Here is a 16,627-nt window from a genome sequence, read left to right on the forward strand (position 1 = left end):
CTTTCACAGGCGTTCGAAGGAGCGGCGCAGCTCCCAGTCGGTGACCGCCGCGTCGAAGGCCTCCAGCTCGACGCGTGCCATGTTGCGGTAGTGCGCGACGACCTCGTCGCCGAAGGCGGCCTTGGCCACGGGGCTGTTCTCCCACAGCTCGGCGGCCTCGCGCAGGGTGCTCGGGACGTGCGCGAAGTCGGCGGTGTAGGCGTTGCCGGGGCAGGGTTCGGGGAGTTCCAGCTTCTGCTCGATGCCGTACAGGCCGGCCGCGACGAGTCCGGCGACGGCGAGGTGCGGGTTGACGTCCCCGCCGGGCAGGCGGTTCTCGAAGCGCAGGGAGCGGCCGTGTCCGACCACGCGCAGCGCGCAGGTGCGGTTGTCGTGGCCCCAGGCGACGGCGGTGGGGGCGAAGGAGCCGGGCTGGAACCGTTTGTAGGAGTTGATGTTCGGGGCGTAGAGCAGCGAGAAGTCCCGCAGGGCGGCGAGCTGTCCGGCGAGGAAGTGCCGCATGACCTCGGACATTCCGTCGCCGTCGGCCATCGCGTTGTTGCCGTCGGCGTCGGCGAGCGAGAGGTGGATGTGGCAGGAGTTGCCCTCGCGCTCGTTGTACTTGGCCATGAAGGTGATCGAGACGCCCTCCTGGCCGGCGATCTCCTTGGCACCCGTCTTGTACAGCGCGTGCTGGTCGCAGGTGACGAGGGCCTCGTCGTAGCGGAAGACGATCTCGTGCTGGCCGGGGTTGCACTCGCCCTTGGCGGACTCGACGGTGAGACCGGCGCCGGTCATGTCGTTGCGCAGCCGGCGCAGCAGGGGTTCGATACGGCCGGTGCCGAGGATGGAGTAGTCGATGTTGTACTGGTTGGCCGGGGTGAGGCCGCGGTAGCCGGTGTCCCAGGCCTGTTCGTAGCTGTCCTTGAAGACGATGAACTCCAGCTCGGTGCCGACCTGGGCGGTGTAGCCGAGTTCCGCGAGCCGCTCCAGCTGGCGGCGCAGGATCTGGCGGGGCGCGGCGGCGACCGGGGAGCCGTCGTTCCAGGCGAGGTCGGCGACGAGCAGGGCGGTGCCGGGGTGCCAGGGGATGCGGCGCAGGGTGGTGAGGTCGGGGCGCATGGCGAAGTCGCCGTAGCCGCGCTCCCAGGAGGACATCTCGTAGCCGTCGACGGTGTTCATCTCGGTGTCGACGGCGAGGAGGTAGTTGCAGCCCTCGGTGCCGTGGTGCAGGACGTCGTCGAGGAAGAAGCGGGCGGCGAACCGCTTGCCCTGGAGCCGCCCTTGCATATCGGGGAAGGCCAGGACGACAGTGTCGATCTCACCGCTCGCGACGAGGGCGTGCAGTTCCTCTACGCCGAGCGGGGGTGTGCGGTGTGCCACGGGAGAGCCTCCTTCGGCGCCTTCGCGCTTTTTCGGCCGGGCCGGGAGCCATAAGGTATTGCGGAGAACCATTGCTTGGGAAGGGGGTAAGGCCGGATGTCGCAGGACGTGGGTCCCGAGGGACTGGATGACCGGCTCACTCCGGTGTTGCGGCCGGTGCGGGCCGGCAACGGCTTCGAGGAGGCGCTGGAGCAGATCCTGCAGGTCGTACGGCTCGGCCTGGTGCCGGGCGGCGAACGGCTGCCGGCCGAGCGGGAGCTGGCGGAGCGGCTCGGGATCAGCCGGGTGACGCTGCGCGAGGTGCTGAAGGTGCTCCAGGATCAGGGGCTGGTGGAGGCGCGGCGCGGGCGGTACGGCGGAACGTTCGTGCTGCCGCGCGCGGACGCCGGCGGCGAGGACGAGCTGCGGCGGCGGATCGCCGAGGTCGACGTCGAGGACGTCCTGCGGTTCCGCGAGGTGCTGGAGGTGGGCGCGGCCGGGCTGTGCGCGGTGCACGGGCTGACGGACGAGCAGGCGGGGCGGCTGCGGCAGGCGCTGGACCACACGCACGAGGCCCCGCTCGCCGACTACCGGCGCCAGGACACGCTGCTGCACCTGACGCTCGCCGAGCTGTGCGGTTCACCGTCGCTGACCGCGCAGTACGCGGCGGTGCGGGCCACGGTCAACGATCTGCTCGACTGCATCCCGCTGCTGGTGCGCAACCTGGAGCACTCCCAGCGGCAGCACACCGCGCTGGTGGAGGCGGTGCTGGACGGGGACGCGGACGGGGCGCGGGAGATGATGCGCGAGCACTGCGCGGGCACGGCGGCCCTGCTGCGGGGCTTCCTGACGTGAGGACGGTCTGCAAAGGTATGGGCATGAACCTTTGTGCGGGTCTCTGGGCGGGCCCGCGGACCGTGGGGAGGGCGGCATGACCGTACGACCGCTGATCGGCGTCAGCACGTACCTGGAGTCAGCCACGCGCTGGGGCGTGTGGGAGCTGGAGGCGGTCCTGGTGCCGGCCGGCTATCCACGGCTGGTGCAGCGGGCCGGCGGGCTGGCCTGCCTGCTGCCGCCGGACGCGCCGGAACAGGCCGCCGCGGCGGTGGCACGGCTCGACGGGCTGGTCATCGCGGGCGGCCCGGACGTGGACCCGGCCCGGTACGGCGCCGAGCGCTCACCCCGCACGGGCCCGCCCGCGCCGCAGCGGGACGCCTGGGAGCTGGCGCTGATCGACGCGGCGCTGACGGCGGGCGTGCCGCTGCTGGGGATCTGCCGGGGCATGCAGCTGCTGAACGTCGCCCTCGGCGGCACGCTCGTCCAGCACATGGAGGGGCACGCGGAGGTGGTCGGGGTCTTCGGCAGCCATCCGGTCAAGCCGGTGCCGGGCACGCTGTACGCCGGGATCGCCCCGGCGGAGACCGCCGTGCCGACCTACCACCACCAGGCGGTCGAGCGGCTCGGCCGGGGTCTCGTCGCCTCGGCGTACGCGGCGGACGGCACGGTCGAGGCGGTGGAACTGCCCTCGGCCGAGAGCTGGGTGCTCGGAGTGCAGTGGCATCCGGAGATGGGCGAGGACCTGCGGGTGATGCGGGCACTGGTCGCGGCGGCCACGAGGTGAGCCGTGAACGGGCGCCGGGGAGGCGGCAGTTGGGGACAGCCGCGCCCGTGCCCCCGGCCCCCTGGCTCACAGCCGCTGTCTGAGCCAGGTCAGGGCCACCTCGCCCTGGGCGCGCTGGAAGGGGCGCAGGGTGGGCAGGCCGGGCGGGGGCGGGTTCAGGGAACTGCGCAGGAGGTAGCCGCTGAAGCCGGCCAGCGCGGCGGTCACCGCGTCCGGGTCGGCGTCCCGGCCCAGCGGATGCGTGGTGAACACCTCCTCGGGATCGGGTCCGCCCTGCGACCGCACGCACGGCAGCATGACGAGCAGGTCGAACCAGGGCGCGGCGCGCAGGGCGTGCGGCCAGTCCACGAAGACGACGCCCCCGTCAGCCGTGAGCAGCACGTTGTCCGCACGCAGGTCGGCATGGGCCAGGGTGTCCCCCGAGGCGCCCTCGGGCCAGCGGGCCTCCAGCGCGGCGAGGTCGGCCAGATGGTCGGCGGTCCAGGCACCGAGCCGGTCGCGCACGTCGCCCGCCTCGCCGTCGAGGAGACCGCGCCAGCCGCTGAAGGCCTCGGCCAGGTCCTCGGCGGCGGACGGGACGTCGAGGGGGCACGGTGTGCCGGTACGGCCGAGCACGGTCACGGCGTCGAGCACCCGGCGCAGCTCGTCCGGCCGCCAGGGCACGTGCGGCTGGCTCCCGGCCACCTCCTCGAAGACCAGCGCCACCCAGGTGCCGTCGTCGTACGTCCCGAGCAGCCGGGGCGCGGGTACGGCGGCCGGGAGCGCGGCGGCGTTGCGCGCCTCCCGGCGGTGCAGCACGGGGCTGTGCGGGTTGGCCTCGGCGCTCACCGCCTTGACGAAGCCGGTGCCGCCCGTCGCGGTGCGCACGCGCGCGGCGACACCGGGCGAGAAGCCGCCACTCTGTGTCCGCGACCGTACGACCGGCGCACCGAGCATCTCGCCCACGGCGTGCCGGACGGCGGGCGGGAGTTCCTCCCAGGGGGTGCGGACGCCCGTGGCGGGCGGAGCGGTGTGGGTCATGCGGAGCATGGTGCGGGGCGCGATGGCCACCCGGCCAGCGGTTTTCCGTACGGCCGCGGCCCGCAGGGGTGCGCGGAACCGCGCGATCGGCCCACGTCGCACCCGGCAGCCGGACGGGGCCCCGCGGCCCGGTCCCGTCATCCCCGCGTCAGCGACAACAACTCCCGCGCGGGGCCCGCGGGGCGGTGGCCCGTCGGCCAGACCGCGCGCAGATCACGGCGGAGCGAGACGCCCTCGACCGGGATGCTGACCAGGCGGCGCATGGCCAGCTCCTCCCCCACGACCAGCTCGCTGAGGACCGAGGGGCCCGCTCCGCTGACCGCCGACGCCTTGACCGCCGTGGTCGAGGACAGCTCGATCAGGGGGCGGGCGAGGCCGCCGAGCGCGGCGTCCAGGACCTGGCGGGTGCCGGAGCCGCGCTCGCGCAGGATCAGCGGGGTCTCGGCGAGTTCCCGCGCGGTCACGGGGCGTCTGCGGCGGGCCCAGGGGTGGCCGGGCGCGGTGACGACGATCAGGCGGTCCTGGGCGATGACCGTGGAGTCCAGGCCGGTCGGAACGGTCAGGCCCTCCACGAAGCCGAGGTCCGCCTCGCCGCTCAGCAGCAGTTCCGCGACCTTCGCCGAGTTGCCGGCGAGCAGGGACACCGCCGTGTCCGGGCGCTCGGCGTGCAGCGCGAGGAGCCAGCCGGGCAGCAGGTACTCGGCGATGGTCATGCTCGCCGCGACCCTGAGACGTGAGTCCCGCCGGTCCCGCAGCGCCCGCGCGCCCGCGTCGAAGGCGGCCGCGGCCTCCACCACCCGGCGGGCCCAGTCCGTCACCAGGGCACCGGCGTCGGTGAGCCGGGAGCCGCGCGGCGAGCGGTCGACCAGGGCCACCCCCAGCTGCCGTTCCATCGAGCGGATCCGGCTGCTGGCGGCGGGCTGGGTGATGCCGACCTCGCGTGCCGCCGCGCCGAGACTGCCCAGCCGCGCCACCGCCAGCAGCAGCTCCAATGCGGCCAGGTCCGGCACCCGGTGGGCCAGTGATGCCGTGCGCCCGTACGTCCCCTCCACCTCACTCATAAGACCAGCTTATGCCCACATAGAGAGGAACTCCCTGGTCAGGGGCGGATCCGGGCGGCACCGTGGATGCATGGTCACCGCAGTCCACCCCTCGCCCGTCCCCTCCGTCCCGCGCGCCGCCCGCGTGCGGCACCTCGGCCCCAACTGGTACGCCGCCGTCATGGGCACGGCCGTCCTCGGCACGGCCGGTATCGCGCTGCCCGGGCACGGAGCGGTGCCGCGCGGCGTTCTCGCGGGTACCTGGGCCCTGTCCCTGATCGCGCTGACGGCCCTGCTGGCGGCCCGCGCTCTGCACTGGATCCACCACCGCGACCAGGCCCGGGCCCATCTCCTGGATCCCGCCGTGGCGCCCTTCTACGGCTGTCTGTCCATGGCTCTGCTGGCGGTCGGCGGCGGCGCGCTGACCGCCGGGCTGCCCCTGATCGGCACGCGGACGGCCGTGGCGCTGGACACCGTGCTGTTCACCGCGGGTACGGCGGTCGGGCTCGCGGCCGCCGTGGCCGTGCCGTACCTGATGGCCGTGCGGCATCGGGTCGAGCCCGCCCAGGCGACCCCGGTGTGGCTGCTGCCGCTGGTCGCGCCGATGGTGTCGGCCGCGCTCGGTCCGCTGCTCGTGCCGCATCTGCCGCCGGGGCAGCCCCGGGAGACCCTGCTGCTGGCCTGCTTCGCGATGTTCGGGCTGAGCCTGTTCGCGACGCTGCTGATGCTGCCGCTCGTCTTCGCCCGGCTGATCGGCGGGGGCCCGCTGCCGCTCGCGCTCACCCCGACCATGTTCCTGGTCCTCGGCCCGCTCGGGCAGTCCACGACCGCGGTCGCCAAGATCGCGGACGCGGCTCCCGGCGTCGTACCGGCCCCCTACGACCGCGGTCTGGGCGTCTTCGCCGTGCTGTACGGCGTGCCGGTCATGGGCTTCGCGCTGCTGTGGCTGGCGCTCTGCGTCGCCCATGTGGTGCGGGCCCGGCGCGCGGGCATGGGGTTCGCGATGACCTGGTGGGCGTTCACCTTCCCGGTGGGCACCTGTGTCACCGGCGCCGCGGCGCTCGCCCGGCACACGGGCCTCGTCGTCTACGACGGGCTGGACATCGGGCTGTACGCCGTCCTGGTCACCGCCTGGCTGGCCGCCGCCGGCGGGACCCTGCGCGGGCTGCTCAGCGGCGAGCTGCTCGCAGCGCCTCGGCCAGCACCCCCGGCGCTTCGGCCAGCGACGGTCCGTACCACGTCAGGTGCCGCCCGCTGACCAGCGCGCAGGGCAGGCCGGGGAAGGCCTCCGGGCCGTCGTCGGCGGTGAAGCGGTAGGGCTCGTCGGGCAGGACCACCAGATCCGGGGCCGCCGCGCGCAGCTCCTCCAGCGGGACGCGGGGATAGCGGTCCGGGTGACCCGTGCAACGGTGGTCCACACCGAGCCGGGCCAGGACGTCGCCCGCGAAGGTGTCCCGGCCCAGGACCATCCAGGGCCGGCGCCAGATCGGTACGACGGCCGTCCTGCGCTCCGCCGGCTCCGGCAGCGCGTCCCAGGCCGCCTCCGCCTCGTCCAGCCAGCGCGGGCGACCCGGCACACCGCACGCGCCGAGCACCCGGGCCAGCTCGGCGAACGCCTGCGGCACGCTCCGCACCTCGGTGACCAGCACGTCGAGGCCCGCCGCCCGCAGCACGTCGAGGTCCGGCGCGCGGTTCTCCTCCTCGTTGGCGATCACCAGGTCGGGGGCGAGCGCGAGGACCTGATCGAGCGCGGGGTTCTTGGTGCCGCCGATCCGGGTGACGTCCAGGTCGGCCGGATGGCTGCACCAGTCGGTGGCGCCGACGAGGGCACCCGGCAGCGTCATGGCGACGGCCTCGGTGAGGGACGGGACGAGGGAGACGACCCGCGGACGATCGACGGCCATGCGGACCTCCTCCCGCCCGACTCTCAGCGGGCCCGGTCCTGGACGGCCTCGATGTGTTCCGCCACCGCCACCACGATGACCCGGGTGTCCGGTACCGTCGCCCGCCAGCGGTGCCGTACCCCACCGGTCAGATACAGGGTGTCGCCGCGGCCGAGGCGGTACGCGCGGCCCTCCGCCTCGATCTCGACGGCGCCGTCGGCGACGTACATCAGCTCGTCGTTGCGGTGCTGGAACTCGCGGCCGGCCTCGTGGTCGCCGGTGAACTCGGAGGCGTTCAGCTGGTGGTGGCCGCGGACCAGCGAGCGGGTGCGCGGCTCGAAGTCGCCCTCGGCGAGCGGCTCGGCGCGCAGGACGTCCACGCTGGCGGCCGGGTCGGCGGCGGCGAGGAGTTCGACGGCCGTGGTGCGCAGGGCGTCGGCCAGTTTCTCCAGGGAGGTGCGGCTGGGGCGGGCCCGGTCGTTCTCGACCTGGCTGAGGAAGGGCACGGACAGGCCGCTGCGCTCGGCCACGACGGCGAGGGTCAGTTCCAGCGCACGGCGGCGCCGCCGGACGGCCGCGCCCACCCGCACGGGCTGTTGGTCTTTGTGGTCGCCCATCGCTCCGGCTCCCTCCCTCGCTCGTCGTGCCGTGGTCCGGGTGCCCGCGGTCGGGCACATGTCTTCCGATGACTTCTCTGCACCCTACGCATGTTCGGCAAACCGTTTCACGCGCCTGCCACATCCCTGTCATGTCCCCGTGTCCCCACCCTCATGGTTCACGCCAGTATGTCGCGGTCGGGGCCCTGTCCGAAGTGGTGTCGGCGCCGGGCCGGACCCCGCCGACGAGCTGGGCCGCGAGCCCCGGCCCGCGCCGAGGAGCGCGACGTTCCGTGATTGGCCGGATCCTTGCCGTACGCGCGGGCGCACGACGCGGACGGTCGCGCGGGGTCCGGACGCCGCGAGGGGCGGACCGAGCCGGACGCGCGGCGGCGTACGGCGGGCCCGCCCCTCGGGCGGCGGTCGGGACCGGTCGGGTCACCCGGCCGCCTGGCTCCGGCCCTTCTGCTTGGCGACCGGAGCCCACTGGTCGACCAGGCCCGGGTTCGCGCGCAGCCAGGTGCGCACGGCGTCCTGTTCCTTGCCCTTGCCGGCCTTCTGGATCTGCGCCTCCAGACCGGTCAGCTGCTTCTCGGTCATGGAGAAGTCCTTCAGCCAGGTGCCGACCTGGGGGTTGTCCTGGGCGAAGCCCTTGCGGCTGAGGGTGTGCACCCCGTCGCCCGAGCCCCAGGCGCCCTTGGGGTCCTTCAGCCTCTTGAGGTCGTAGTCGCTGTAGGCCCAGTGCGGCGACCACAGGGTGACGAGGACCGGCTGCTTCTTGGCGTAGGCGCGCTGCAGCTCGGCGAGCATGGCCGGGGTGGAGCCGTCGATCACGTCGTACGTGCCCTGGAGACCGTACTCCTTGAGGACCTTGCTCTTGAGCAGGCCCATCTCGCCCGCGCTGGGCTCGATGCCGACGATCTTGCCGCCGAACTCGGAGGCGTGGTCCTTCAGGTCCGCCAGGGAGTTCACGTCCTTCACGTACGAGGGGACGGTCAGCTCCAGGGAGGTCGGGCCGTACCACTTGCCGAGGTCGTCGAGCTGCTTGCCGTACTTCTTCCAGTACTCGGCGTGCGTCGTGGGCAGCCAGGAGTCGGTCTCGAAGTCGAGCTGGCCGGTGGCGAGACCGGTGTAGAGGGGGCCGGCCGCGTACTGGGTGGTGGTGACCTTGAAGCCGCGCTCCTCCAGGATCTCCTTCCAGAGGAACGTCGAGGCGACGCCCTCGTCCCAGGGGATGTAGCCGATCTTGATCTGCTTGCCCTTGCCGACGTCGGTGCCGGAGGCCTCGGAGTCGCCGGAGGACCCGCCGAAGACACCCATGCCGCCCGCGACGAGTGCCAGGACGACCACGCCGACGACGGCGACGGCCGGACGCGGGCGGTACGACCACGCGCGCGTGCGGGCCTTGGCGGCGGCCCTGCGGCCGAGCGGGGAGAGCTGGGTGCCGAGGGCGCCGGTCATCCGGTCGAGGTAGATGGCGAGGACGACGATGCCGACGCCCGCCTCGAAGCCGTAGCCGATGTCGAGCTGGCCGATGGCCTCGTTCACGGCGCCGCCGAGGCCGCCGGTGCCGACCATGCCGGCGATGACGACCATGGACAGGCCGAGCATGATCACCTGGTTGACGCCGGCCATGATGGTCGGCAGGGCGAGCGGCAGCTGGACGCGCCAGAGCGTGTTGCGCGGAGTGGTGCCGAACGCCTCGGCGGCCTCGACCAGTTCGGCGTCGACCTGGCGGATGCCCAGCTCGGTCATGCGGACGCCGGGGGCGAGCGCGAAGATCAGCGTGGCGACGACACCGGCGGCGGTGCCGAGTCCGAAGAAGAGCATGGCCGGGATCAGCAGGACCATCGACGGCATCGTCTGGAGCAGGTCCAGGACGGGCCGTACGGTCGCGCTGACCGCCTTGGAGCGGGCGGCCCAGATGCCCAGCGGGACCGAGATCACCAGCGCGATCACGGTCGCCACGAGAACGAGGGCGAGCGTGGACATGGCCTGGTCCCACAGCTGGAGCGAGTCGACCAGCGCGAATCCGGCGAAGGCGAGGACACCGGCGAGCAGGCCGCGCAGCCACCAGGCGATGACCGCGAGGATGCCGGCCATCAGCAGCGGCTCGGGGGCGGCGAGCACCGTGTCGATGCCGTTGTACATGCCCTCCATGACCGCCTTGATGGCGTCGAAGAGCCAGGAGAAGTGGTCGACCAGCCAGTTGACGCCGGAGTCGACCCAGTCGCCGAGCGGGATTCTAGGCACGACCGATCACCTTCCCGTCCGGGTTGTCGCAGGACACGGGATCGGCCGTCTCGTCGCCGAGGAAGCCGACCAGCCGCTGCCTGGGCACGACACCGACGACCCTGTTGGCCTCGTCCACGACCGAGACGCGGTGTCCCAGCCGGGCGCTGATCGCGCACAGTTCCACGAACGGCGTCCCGCGGGTCGCGGTCTCGCAGCCGCACAGAGGGGCATCGCTCGTCACCGAGGTGTCCATCACCGCGGCGGCGGTCAGCACCCGGGAGCGGTCGACGTCCTGGATGAAGGAGGCGACGTAGTCGTTCGCGGGGCGCAGCAGGATGTCCTCGGCGGTGCCGGTCTGCACGATCCGGCCGTCGCGCATCACGGCGATGCGGTCGCCGAGACGCATGGCCTCGTTGAGGTCGTGGGTGATGAAGACGATGGTCTTCTTCAGGGTCTTCTGGAGTTCGAGGAGCTGGTCCTGCATGTCGCGGCGGATCAGCGGGTCCAGCGCGCTGAAGGACTCGTCCATGAGCAGCAGGTCGGCGTCGGTGGCGAGGGCGCGGGCGAGGCCGACGCGCTGCTGCATGCCGCCGGACAGCTCGTCGGGCCAGGAGGTCTCCCAGCCGGCCAGGCCGCACAGGGCGAGCGCCTCGTCGGCGCGGCGTTCGCGCTCGGCGCGGGGCACGCCCTGCACTTCCAGGCCGTAGGCGGCGTTGTCGCGGACGCTGCGGTGCGGGAAGAGCGCGAAGTGCTGGAAGACCATGCTGATCTTCCGGGAGCGGACCTCGCGCAGTTCACGGTCGGTGAGCGTGGTCAGGTCCTGGCCGTCGAAGCGCACACTGCCCGCGGTCGGCTCCAGCAGACCGTTGAGCATGCGCAGCAGGGTGGACTTGCCGGAGCCCGACAGACCCATGACGACGAAGATCTCGCCCTCGCCGACGCCGAAGGAGGCGTCGATCACGGCGGCGGTCGTGCCGTCGGAGCGCAGCTCCTCCCGGTCGGCGCCCTGCCGCAGGCGTTCCACTGCTTCGTCCGGTCGTCTGCCGAACACCTTGAACAGGTGCTCCGCCTCAAGCCTGGCTGACACGCGTGCCTCTCGTCTGGGGGACAGGAAATGGGGACGCGACGCCCCGCAGACTGTTGAAATCGCAACCGGCATCGCTCCGAGGCGGCGCCTGCCCAGGTCAAGCGGAGGCAAACACACAAGTGGCCCGGCTCACGGCGGTGCGCACACCGCAACGCGTTCCGGCGTGAGGGCCGCCGGGTGACGGCCGGCTGTCAGTGCCGTGCGGCATGATGCGAGCGTGACCGGACAACTCATGCTGCTCGACACCGCTTCGCTGTATTTCCGCGCCTACTTCGGCGTCCCGGACTCCGTGAGGGCCCCCGACGGCACGCCGGTGAACGCCGTGCGCGGGCTGCTGGACTTCATCGACCGGCTGGTCAAGGACCACCGGCCGCAGCAGCTGGTGGCCTGTATGGACGCCGACTGGCGGCCGCAGTGGCGGGTGGACCTCATTCCCACGTACAAGGCGCACCGGGTCGCCGAGGAGCACGAGGGCGCGCCGGACGCGGAGGAGGTGCCGGACACGCTGGCCCCGCAGGTGCCGGTCATCGAGGACGTGCTGGACGCGGTCGGCATCGCCCGGGTCGGGGTCGCCGCGTACGAGGCGGACGACGTGATCGGCACGTTCACGGCGCGCGCGAAGGGCCCGGTGGACATCGTCACCGGCGACCGTGATCTGTACCAGCTGGTGGACGACGCGCGCGGGATCCGGGTGCTGTATCCGCTGAAGGGGGTCGGCACGCTGCAGCTGACCGACGAGGCGGTGCTGCGCGAGAAGTACGGCGTCGACGGGCGAGGGTACGCGGATCTGGCGCTGTTGCGCGGCGACCCGAGCGACGGTCTGCCGGGCGTGGCCGGGATCGGCGAGAAGACGGCCGCCAAGCTGCTGGCCGAGTTCGGCGACCTGGCCGGGATCATGGCGGCGCTCGACGACCCGAAGGCGAAGCTCACGCCGTCGCAGCGCAAGCGGCTGGACGAGGCCCGGCCGTATGTGGCGGTGGCGCCGAAGGTGGTGCGGGTGGCCGCCGACGTGCCGCTGCCGGACGTCGACCCGGACCTGCCGCGCACCCCGCGCGATCCGCAGGCGCTGGAGCGGCTCGCGGAGCGCTGGGGGCTGGGCGGCTCCCTGCACCGGCTGCTGACCACGCTGGCCGGATGACCTTGACCGGAATATTCCGGCAAAGACCCGCCGATCGGGCCCACCAGAAAGAGGTGTTGACGCGGAGCGAGATGCTAACTTAGGTAAACCTAACCAATTCGCAGGAGGCCGTGATGGCAGAGCGCCCGGGACGTAAGCCGCGCAAGCCCCGTACCGCCCAGGTGGTCCGCACCGAGCGGCTGACCCCGCACATGCAGCGTGTGGTGCTCGGCGGCGAGGGCCTGGCCGACTTCGCGGCGGACACCTGCACCGACCACTACGTGAAGCTGCTTTTCGGCCCCGAGGGCGTGAGTTACCCGGAGCCGTTCGACCTGGAGCGGATCCGCGAGGAGTTCCCCCGCGAGCAGTGGCCGGTGACCCGGACGTACACCGTGCGCGCCTGGGACCCCGGGCAGCGGGAGATGACGCTGGACTTCGTCATCCACGGCGACGAGGGCCTGGCCGGCCCGTGGGCCACGCGGGTGCGGCCCGGCGAGACGGTCCTCTTCATGGGCCCCGGCGGCGCCTACGCCCCCGACCCGGAGGCCGACTGGCACCTGTTCGCCGGGGACGAGAGCGCGCTGCCCGCGATCGCCCGGTCCGTGGAGGCGCTGCCCGCCGATTCCCGCGCGCACGTCTTCGTCGAGGTGTCCGGCCCCGAGGAGGAGCAGAAGATCGGCTCCGACGCGGCGGTGGTCTGGCTGCACCGCGGGGACCGGCCGGTGGGCGAGGCCCTGCTGGAGGCCGTACGCGGGCTGGACTTCCCGGCGGGCCGGGTGCACGCGTTCGTGCACGGCGAGGCGGGCTTCGTGAAGGAGCTGCGCCGGCTGCTGCGGGTCGAGCGGCAGATCCCGCGCGAGGACCTGTCGATCTCCGGTTACTGGCGCCTGGGCCACAACGAGGACGGCTGGCAGGCCTCCAAGCAGGACTGGAACGCCCGTATCGAGGCCGAGCAGGAGACCGGCGCGGCGGCCGCGTGAGCGCCTGGGCCGCCTCGCCGGTCAGTCTCCGGGCGCCGTCTCGTTGATCTTGCCGAAGGGGATGTGCACACAGGGCGTCGTCCGCGCCGCGCTCTCCAGGTGGGTCACCTGGTCGTCGAAGAAGATGTGCGGTCCGAGCACCTTCAGGACCGCGCCCTTCTCGATGCCGCCGAGGAAGAAGGCGCCGTTGACCCGCAGACCCCACTGCTGGAGGCTCCGTACGGCCCTCTCGTGGGCCGGCGCGGCGCGCGCGGTCACGATGGAGACGTGCACCCGGCTCGGGTGGCCCGGGTCCGTCGCGCGCCGTTCCTCCTCCCGGCGCTGTATCCGGTTCACGCCGGCGAGGAAGTCGCGCAGCGGTCCGGGGTCGTGCGGGGTGGCCGCGTGCCGGGCCTCGTGGGCGCGGAACTCCTCCAGACCGCCGGACTGGTACACCTGCTCGGCGGCATCGTCGGCCAGCACCCCGTCGAAGTCGAACGCGATCCGCAGCTCCCGGTCGGCGAGGTCGTCCGCGTACGACGAGCCGAGCACCTGCCCGGCCGGCAGCCCTGCGGCGACCGCCTCGCGCACGTCGTCGCCGTTCGCGGACAGGAACAGGGACATGTCCAGTGCGGCGACGAACGCGTACGGCGACCTGCCCTGCAGGAACACGGCCCGGCTGATGGGCAGTTCATGGGCCTGGATCGACCGCATGACCCTCAGGCCCGTGTCGGGGTCGTTGCGGGACAGGATGATGACCTCGACGAGCGGATCGTCCGGCTCGCCGAGGTCGTTCAGCGACAGCAGTCTGCGGATGAACGCGAACGCGACTCCGGGCCGGAGCGTGTGGTCCACGTGCGCTTCCTGGTAGGCCCGGTAGGCCTCCTGGCCCTGCTCGCGGAAGACGGCGTCCGACTCCCGCAGATCGAACAGGGCACTGGAGGCCACGCCGACGACGAGTCGGCTCGCAAGGTCGTAGGGCGGCATGCCCTACATCTTCACACCGGCAGGCTCTCTCACACCGACCGCTGGTAGGAGCGGAAGGTGCGGATCGACAGCCACACCGCAGCGACCGCCAGGGCCAGCAGCGCGCCACCGCGGCTGAGCACGTCCCCCCAGTCGGGGTGCTCGGACAGTGCCGAACGGCCCGCCACCATGGCCCAGTTGAGCGGGTTGAAGTCGGCGACGTGCCGCATCCAGCCGGGCATCTGCGCGGGTGCCATGAAGGCGCTGGAGAGGAAGGTCAGCGGCAGCAGCAGGAAGGTGTTGATGCCGATGATGGACTCCCGTTCGCGCACGAGCATGCCGAGCGCGTTGGACAGCGCCCCGAAGACCGTGCCGAGCAGGACGGCGGCCAGGACGAGGATCGCGATGCCGCCGATGCCACCGGGGTAGTCCGCGCCGCCGAGCAGGCCCAGCAGCACGATGACCACCGACTGGAACGCGGTGACCAGGCCGTTGTTGACGACGTTGCCGTTCATCAGCGCGGCCCGGCTGACCGGGGTGGTCAGGAAGCGGTCGAGGGTACCGCGCTGGATCTCCTCCAGCGTGCCCATTCCGGCCCACATGTTGGAGCCGAGGGCGCTCATCACGACCACGCCCGGCACCAGATAGTCCAGATACGAGGTGGTGCCGAAGCCGCCCAGTTCGACGACCTTCCTGAAAAGGCTGCCGAACAGGAACAGCCAGATCACCGGCTGGATCAGGGTGATGATGGCGTAGGCGGGCTGCCGGGCGAACACCCGCAGCTGACGCTGTGTCATGTACCAGGTCTGGGCGACGGCACCGCTCATCGCACACCCCCCACGAGCACGGTGTCGGCCTCGACCTCGGCGTACCGGCGGCCGGCGTGACGGAGGTAGACGTCGTCCAGCGAGGGCCGGGCGACGGTGACCGAGGCGACGGTGACCCCGGCCCGGTCCAGCGTGGCGAGCAGGGCGGGCACCGTGGCCGCGCCGTCGTCGGCGCGCACACTGATCCGGCGTCCCTCGCACAGCGCCTCGTGCACGCCGGGCAGCGCGGCGAGACCGGAGGTGAGCAGGGTGCGGCCGGCCTCGCCGACCGGCTCGCGCAGTTCCATGTGCACGGCGTCACCGCGCAGTTCGCCCTTGAGGGCGTCCGGGGTGCCCTCGACCACGATCCGGCCGCGGTCGACGATCGCGATGCGCTCGGCGAGCCGGTCGGCCTCCTCCAGATAGTGCGTGGTGAGCAGGATCGTCAGCCCCTCCTCGCCGGCCAGCCGGCCGATCTCCTCCCACATCGCGGCCCGCGCCTCGGGGTCCAGTCCGGTGGTCGGCTCGTCCAGGAAGAGCACCTCGGGCCGGTGCACCAGCCCGAGGGCCACGTCCAGGCGGCGCCGCATACCGCCCGAGTAGCCCTTGACCGGGCGGCGGGCGGCATCGGCGAGGGCGAACCGCTCCAGCAGCTCGTCCACCCGGCCCTCGAGCGCGCCGCCGCGCACCCCGTAGAGCCTGCCCTGGAGTTGCAGGTTCTCCCGGCCCGTCGCGACCGGGTCGGCCCCGGACTGCTGGGCGACCACGCCGATCGCGCGGCGCACCCGGTCGGGGTGGCGCAGCACGTCGTGCCCGGCGACGGTGGCGGTGCCGGAGTCGGGGCGGGCCAGGGTGGTGAGGATCTTGACGGTGGTGGACTTGCCGGCGCCGTTGGGGCCGAGGAGTCCGAAGACGGTACCCGGTGCCACGGTGATGTCCATGCCGTTGAGCGCGGTGACATCGCCGGGATAGGTCTTGATCAGTTGGCGCGCCTCGACTGCGGGCGCACGGGTGTTCATGACGACAGCTCTCCTGGGTGAGCGGATGTGGAAGATCCGCGTGCAGGGCGCCGGGCTATCCTGGGTGTGCCGCACCTCGATCGCCCGGAGCCGCCGCACGGCGGGTCCGTTTCGGGGTTCGAGACCCCGGCGGAGCTGCTGCAACAGCGCTGCCGGGGTCGTTCTTCTCACCGGGTTCACAGGAACCTCGGCGGGTTCACTGGAATTCGGCCGGCAGCTCCCCCGTCTCGTGGTAACGCCGCCACATGTCCACGCCGGGCAGTGTGCCCTCCCTGACCTCCGCCAGGAAGCCACGGACCCACTCCGCCTGCGCCTGGACCATGTGGAGCTGGTACTCCGTCTCCACGAGGAAGAGCCGCGGGAGGGTCTCGTACAGCTTCTCCAGGGCGCCGCGGCCACTGGCGACCTGCACCTCAAGGGTGTTCAGCCGCTCTTCCAGCAGCCGCACCACCTCGTCGGGGTGCAGGACCCCCATGACGGACAGGGCGGTCTCGAAGATCGGGAACTCCTTGACCGGGACGGCCATCAGGTCCGACATCCACTCGGTCAGCTCCTCACGACCGGCGTCGGTGAGTCCGTACACCGTGCGCTCGGGGCGGTTGCCCTGCCGCTCGACGTCGGTCACCTCGACCAGGCCGTGCTTCTGGAGGTTCTGCACGACGGTGTAGAGCGAGCCGTAGTTGATCTTCGTACTGCTGTCCTTGCCCTGGCGGCGCAGGGTCTGGGCGATCTCGTACGGGTGCATGGGCTTCTGCCAGAGGGTCGCCAGCACCGCGAGCGCCAGCGGGTTGCCGAGCTTGCGCCGTTTCGCGGCCATGACGTTCACCTCGCTTCCGAATATCCGTGACCGAACATATCGCGTCTGTCGTCTTGCGTCAATCCGCGATGTATCGCGTCTTGATCGGTCTCGCAAGTGCGGCGAGGCGCACGGGCGGCA

The 16,627-nt window shown here is 72.4% G+C and carries 16 protein-coding genes; 5 read left to right on the top strand and 11 right to left on the bottom strand.

Annotated features, from left to right (window positions below):
- Positions 1 to 3 precede the first annotated feature (3 nt).
- Positions 4 to 1,362, bottom strand: coding sequence for a glutamine synthetase family protein (locus ADK64_RS13805; RefSeq protein WP_053658635.1), 1,359 nt, complete (start codon positions 1,360 to 1,362; stop codon positions 4 to 6).
- Between the two features lie 96 nt (positions 1,363 to 1,458).
- Between ADK64_RS13805 and ADK64_RS13810 the strand changes: the two genes are divergently transcribed.
- Both ADK64_RS13810 and ADK64_RS13815 read left to right on the top strand, forming a co-directional pair.
- Complete coding sequence (locus ADK64_RS13810) at positions 1,459 to 2,196, top strand: FadR/GntR family transcriptional regulator (RefSeq protein ID WP_053658637.1); 738 nt, start codon at positions 1,459 to 1,461, stop codon at positions 2,194 to 2,196.
- A gap of 76 nt (positions 2,197 to 2,272) precedes the next feature.
- Entirely contained in the window at positions 2,273 to 2,962 is a 690-nt protein-coding gene (locus ADK64_RS13815; RefSeq protein ID WP_053658639.1) for a gamma-glutamyl-gamma-aminobutyrate hydrolase family protein, read from the top strand.
- A 66-nt stretch (positions 2,963 to 3,028) separates the two neighbouring features.
- Here ADK64_RS13815 and ADK64_RS13820 read toward each other — a convergent pair whose 3' ends face one another.
- Complete coding sequence (locus tag ADK64_RS13820; RefSeq protein ID WP_053658731.1) at positions 3,029 to 3,982, bottom strand: phosphotransferase; 954 nt, start codon at positions 3,980 to 3,982, stop codon at positions 3,029 to 3,031.
- Positions 3,983 to 4,119: 137 nt separating this feature from the next.
- Complete coding sequence (locus ADK64_RS13825; RefSeq protein ID WP_053658641.1) at positions 4,120 to 5,043, bottom strand: LysR family transcriptional regulator; 924 nt, start codon at positions 5,041 to 5,043, stop codon at positions 4,120 to 4,122.
- A gap of 70 nt (positions 5,044 to 5,113) precedes the next feature.
- Between ADK64_RS13825 and ADK64_RS13830 the strand changes: the two genes are divergently transcribed.
- Positions 5,114 to 6,280, top strand: coding sequence for a TDT family transporter (locus ADK64_RS13830; protein ID WP_053658643.1), 1,167 nt, complete (start codon positions 5,114 to 5,116; stop codon positions 6,278 to 6,280).
- Here ADK64_RS13830 and ADK64_RS13835 read toward each other — a convergent pair.
- The 4 genes from ADK64_RS13835 to ADK64_RS13850 form a co-directional block, all read right to left on the bottom strand.
- Positions 6,192 to 6,926 (bottom strand): helical backbone metal receptor, encoded by a 735-nt coding sequence (locus tag ADK64_RS13835; protein WP_053658645.1) that lies wholly within the window; start codon positions 6,924 to 6,926, stop codon positions 6,192 to 6,194. The two genes, ADK64_RS13830 and ADK64_RS13835, sit on opposite strands and share 89 nt — an antisense overlap.
- Before the next feature lie 23 nt (positions 6,927 to 6,949).
- Complete coding sequence (locus tag ADK64_RS13840) at positions 6,950 to 7,522, bottom strand: helix-turn-helix domain-containing protein (RefSeq protein ID WP_053658647.1); 573 nt, start codon at positions 7,520 to 7,522, stop codon at positions 6,950 to 6,952.
- A gap of 417 nt (positions 7,523 to 7,939) precedes the next feature.
- Complete coding sequence (locus ADK64_RS13845) at positions 7,940 to 9,754, bottom strand: ABC transporter permease/substrate binding protein (RefSeq protein WP_053658649.1); 1,815 nt, start codon at positions 9,752 to 9,754, stop codon at positions 7,940 to 7,942.
- Positions 9,747 to 10,823 carry a quaternary amine ABC transporter ATP-binding protein gene (locus ADK64_RS13850; RefSeq protein WP_053658651.1) on the bottom strand — a complete coding sequence of 359 codons (1,077 nt, stop codon included), beginning with the start codon at positions 10,821 to 10,823 and terminating at the stop codon, positions 9,747 to 9,749. Before ADK64_RS13850 ends, ADK64_RS13845 begins: the two co-directional genes overlap by 8 nt.
- Before the next feature lie 217 nt (positions 10,824 to 11,040).
- Between ADK64_RS13850 and ADK64_RS13855 the strand changes: the two genes are divergently transcribed.
- Both ADK64_RS13855 and ADK64_RS13860 read left to right on the top strand, forming a co-directional pair.
- Complete coding sequence (locus tag ADK64_RS13855; protein ID WP_053658653.1) at positions 11,041 to 11,961, top strand: 5'-3' exonuclease; 921 nt, start codon at positions 11,041 to 11,043, stop codon at positions 11,959 to 11,961.
- A gap of 113 nt (positions 11,962 to 12,074) precedes the next feature.
- Positions 12,075 to 12,920 carry a siderophore-interacting protein gene (locus ADK64_RS13860; protein WP_053658655.1) on the top strand — a complete coding sequence of 282 codons (846 nt, stop codon included), beginning with the start codon at positions 12,075 to 12,077 and terminating at the stop codon, positions 12,918 to 12,920.
- A gap of 21 nt (positions 12,921 to 12,941) precedes the next feature.
- On the opposite strand, the gene ADK64_RS13865 is transcribed toward ADK64_RS13860, so the two are convergent.
- The 4 genes from ADK64_RS13865 to ADK64_RS13880 form a co-directional block, all read right to left on the bottom strand.
- Positions 12,942 to 13,886, bottom strand: a complete 945-nt coding sequence (locus ADK64_RS13865; RefSeq protein WP_053658657.1) for a 5'-nucleotidase — start codon at positions 13,884 to 13,886, stop codon at positions 12,942 to 12,944.
- A gap of 29 nt (positions 13,887 to 13,915) precedes the next feature.
- A complete protein-coding gene (locus tag ADK64_RS13870; RefSeq protein ID WP_053658658.1) occupies positions 13,916 to 14,692 on the bottom strand; it encodes an ABC transporter permease in 777 nt (258 codons plus the stop codon).
- Positions 14,689 to 15,690, bottom strand: a complete 1,002-nt coding sequence (locus tag ADK64_RS13875) for an ATP-binding cassette domain-containing protein (protein WP_053658660.1) — start codon at positions 15,688 to 15,690, stop codon at positions 14,689 to 14,691. The genes ADK64_RS13870 and ADK64_RS13875 overlap by 4 nt, the downstream gene beginning before the upstream one ends.
- Before the next feature lie 196 nt (positions 15,691 to 15,886).
- Complete coding sequence (locus tag ADK64_RS13880; protein ID WP_053658662.1) at positions 15,887 to 16,507, bottom strand: PadR family transcriptional regulator; 621 nt, start codon at positions 16,505 to 16,507, stop codon at positions 15,887 to 15,889.
- Between the last annotated feature and the right edge of the window lie 120 nt (positions 16,508 to 16,627).

Source organism: Streptomyces sp. MMG1121 (assembly GCF_001280015.1).
Classification (GTDB): Bacteria; Actinomycetota; Actinomycetes; order Streptomycetales; family Streptomycetaceae; genus Streptomyces.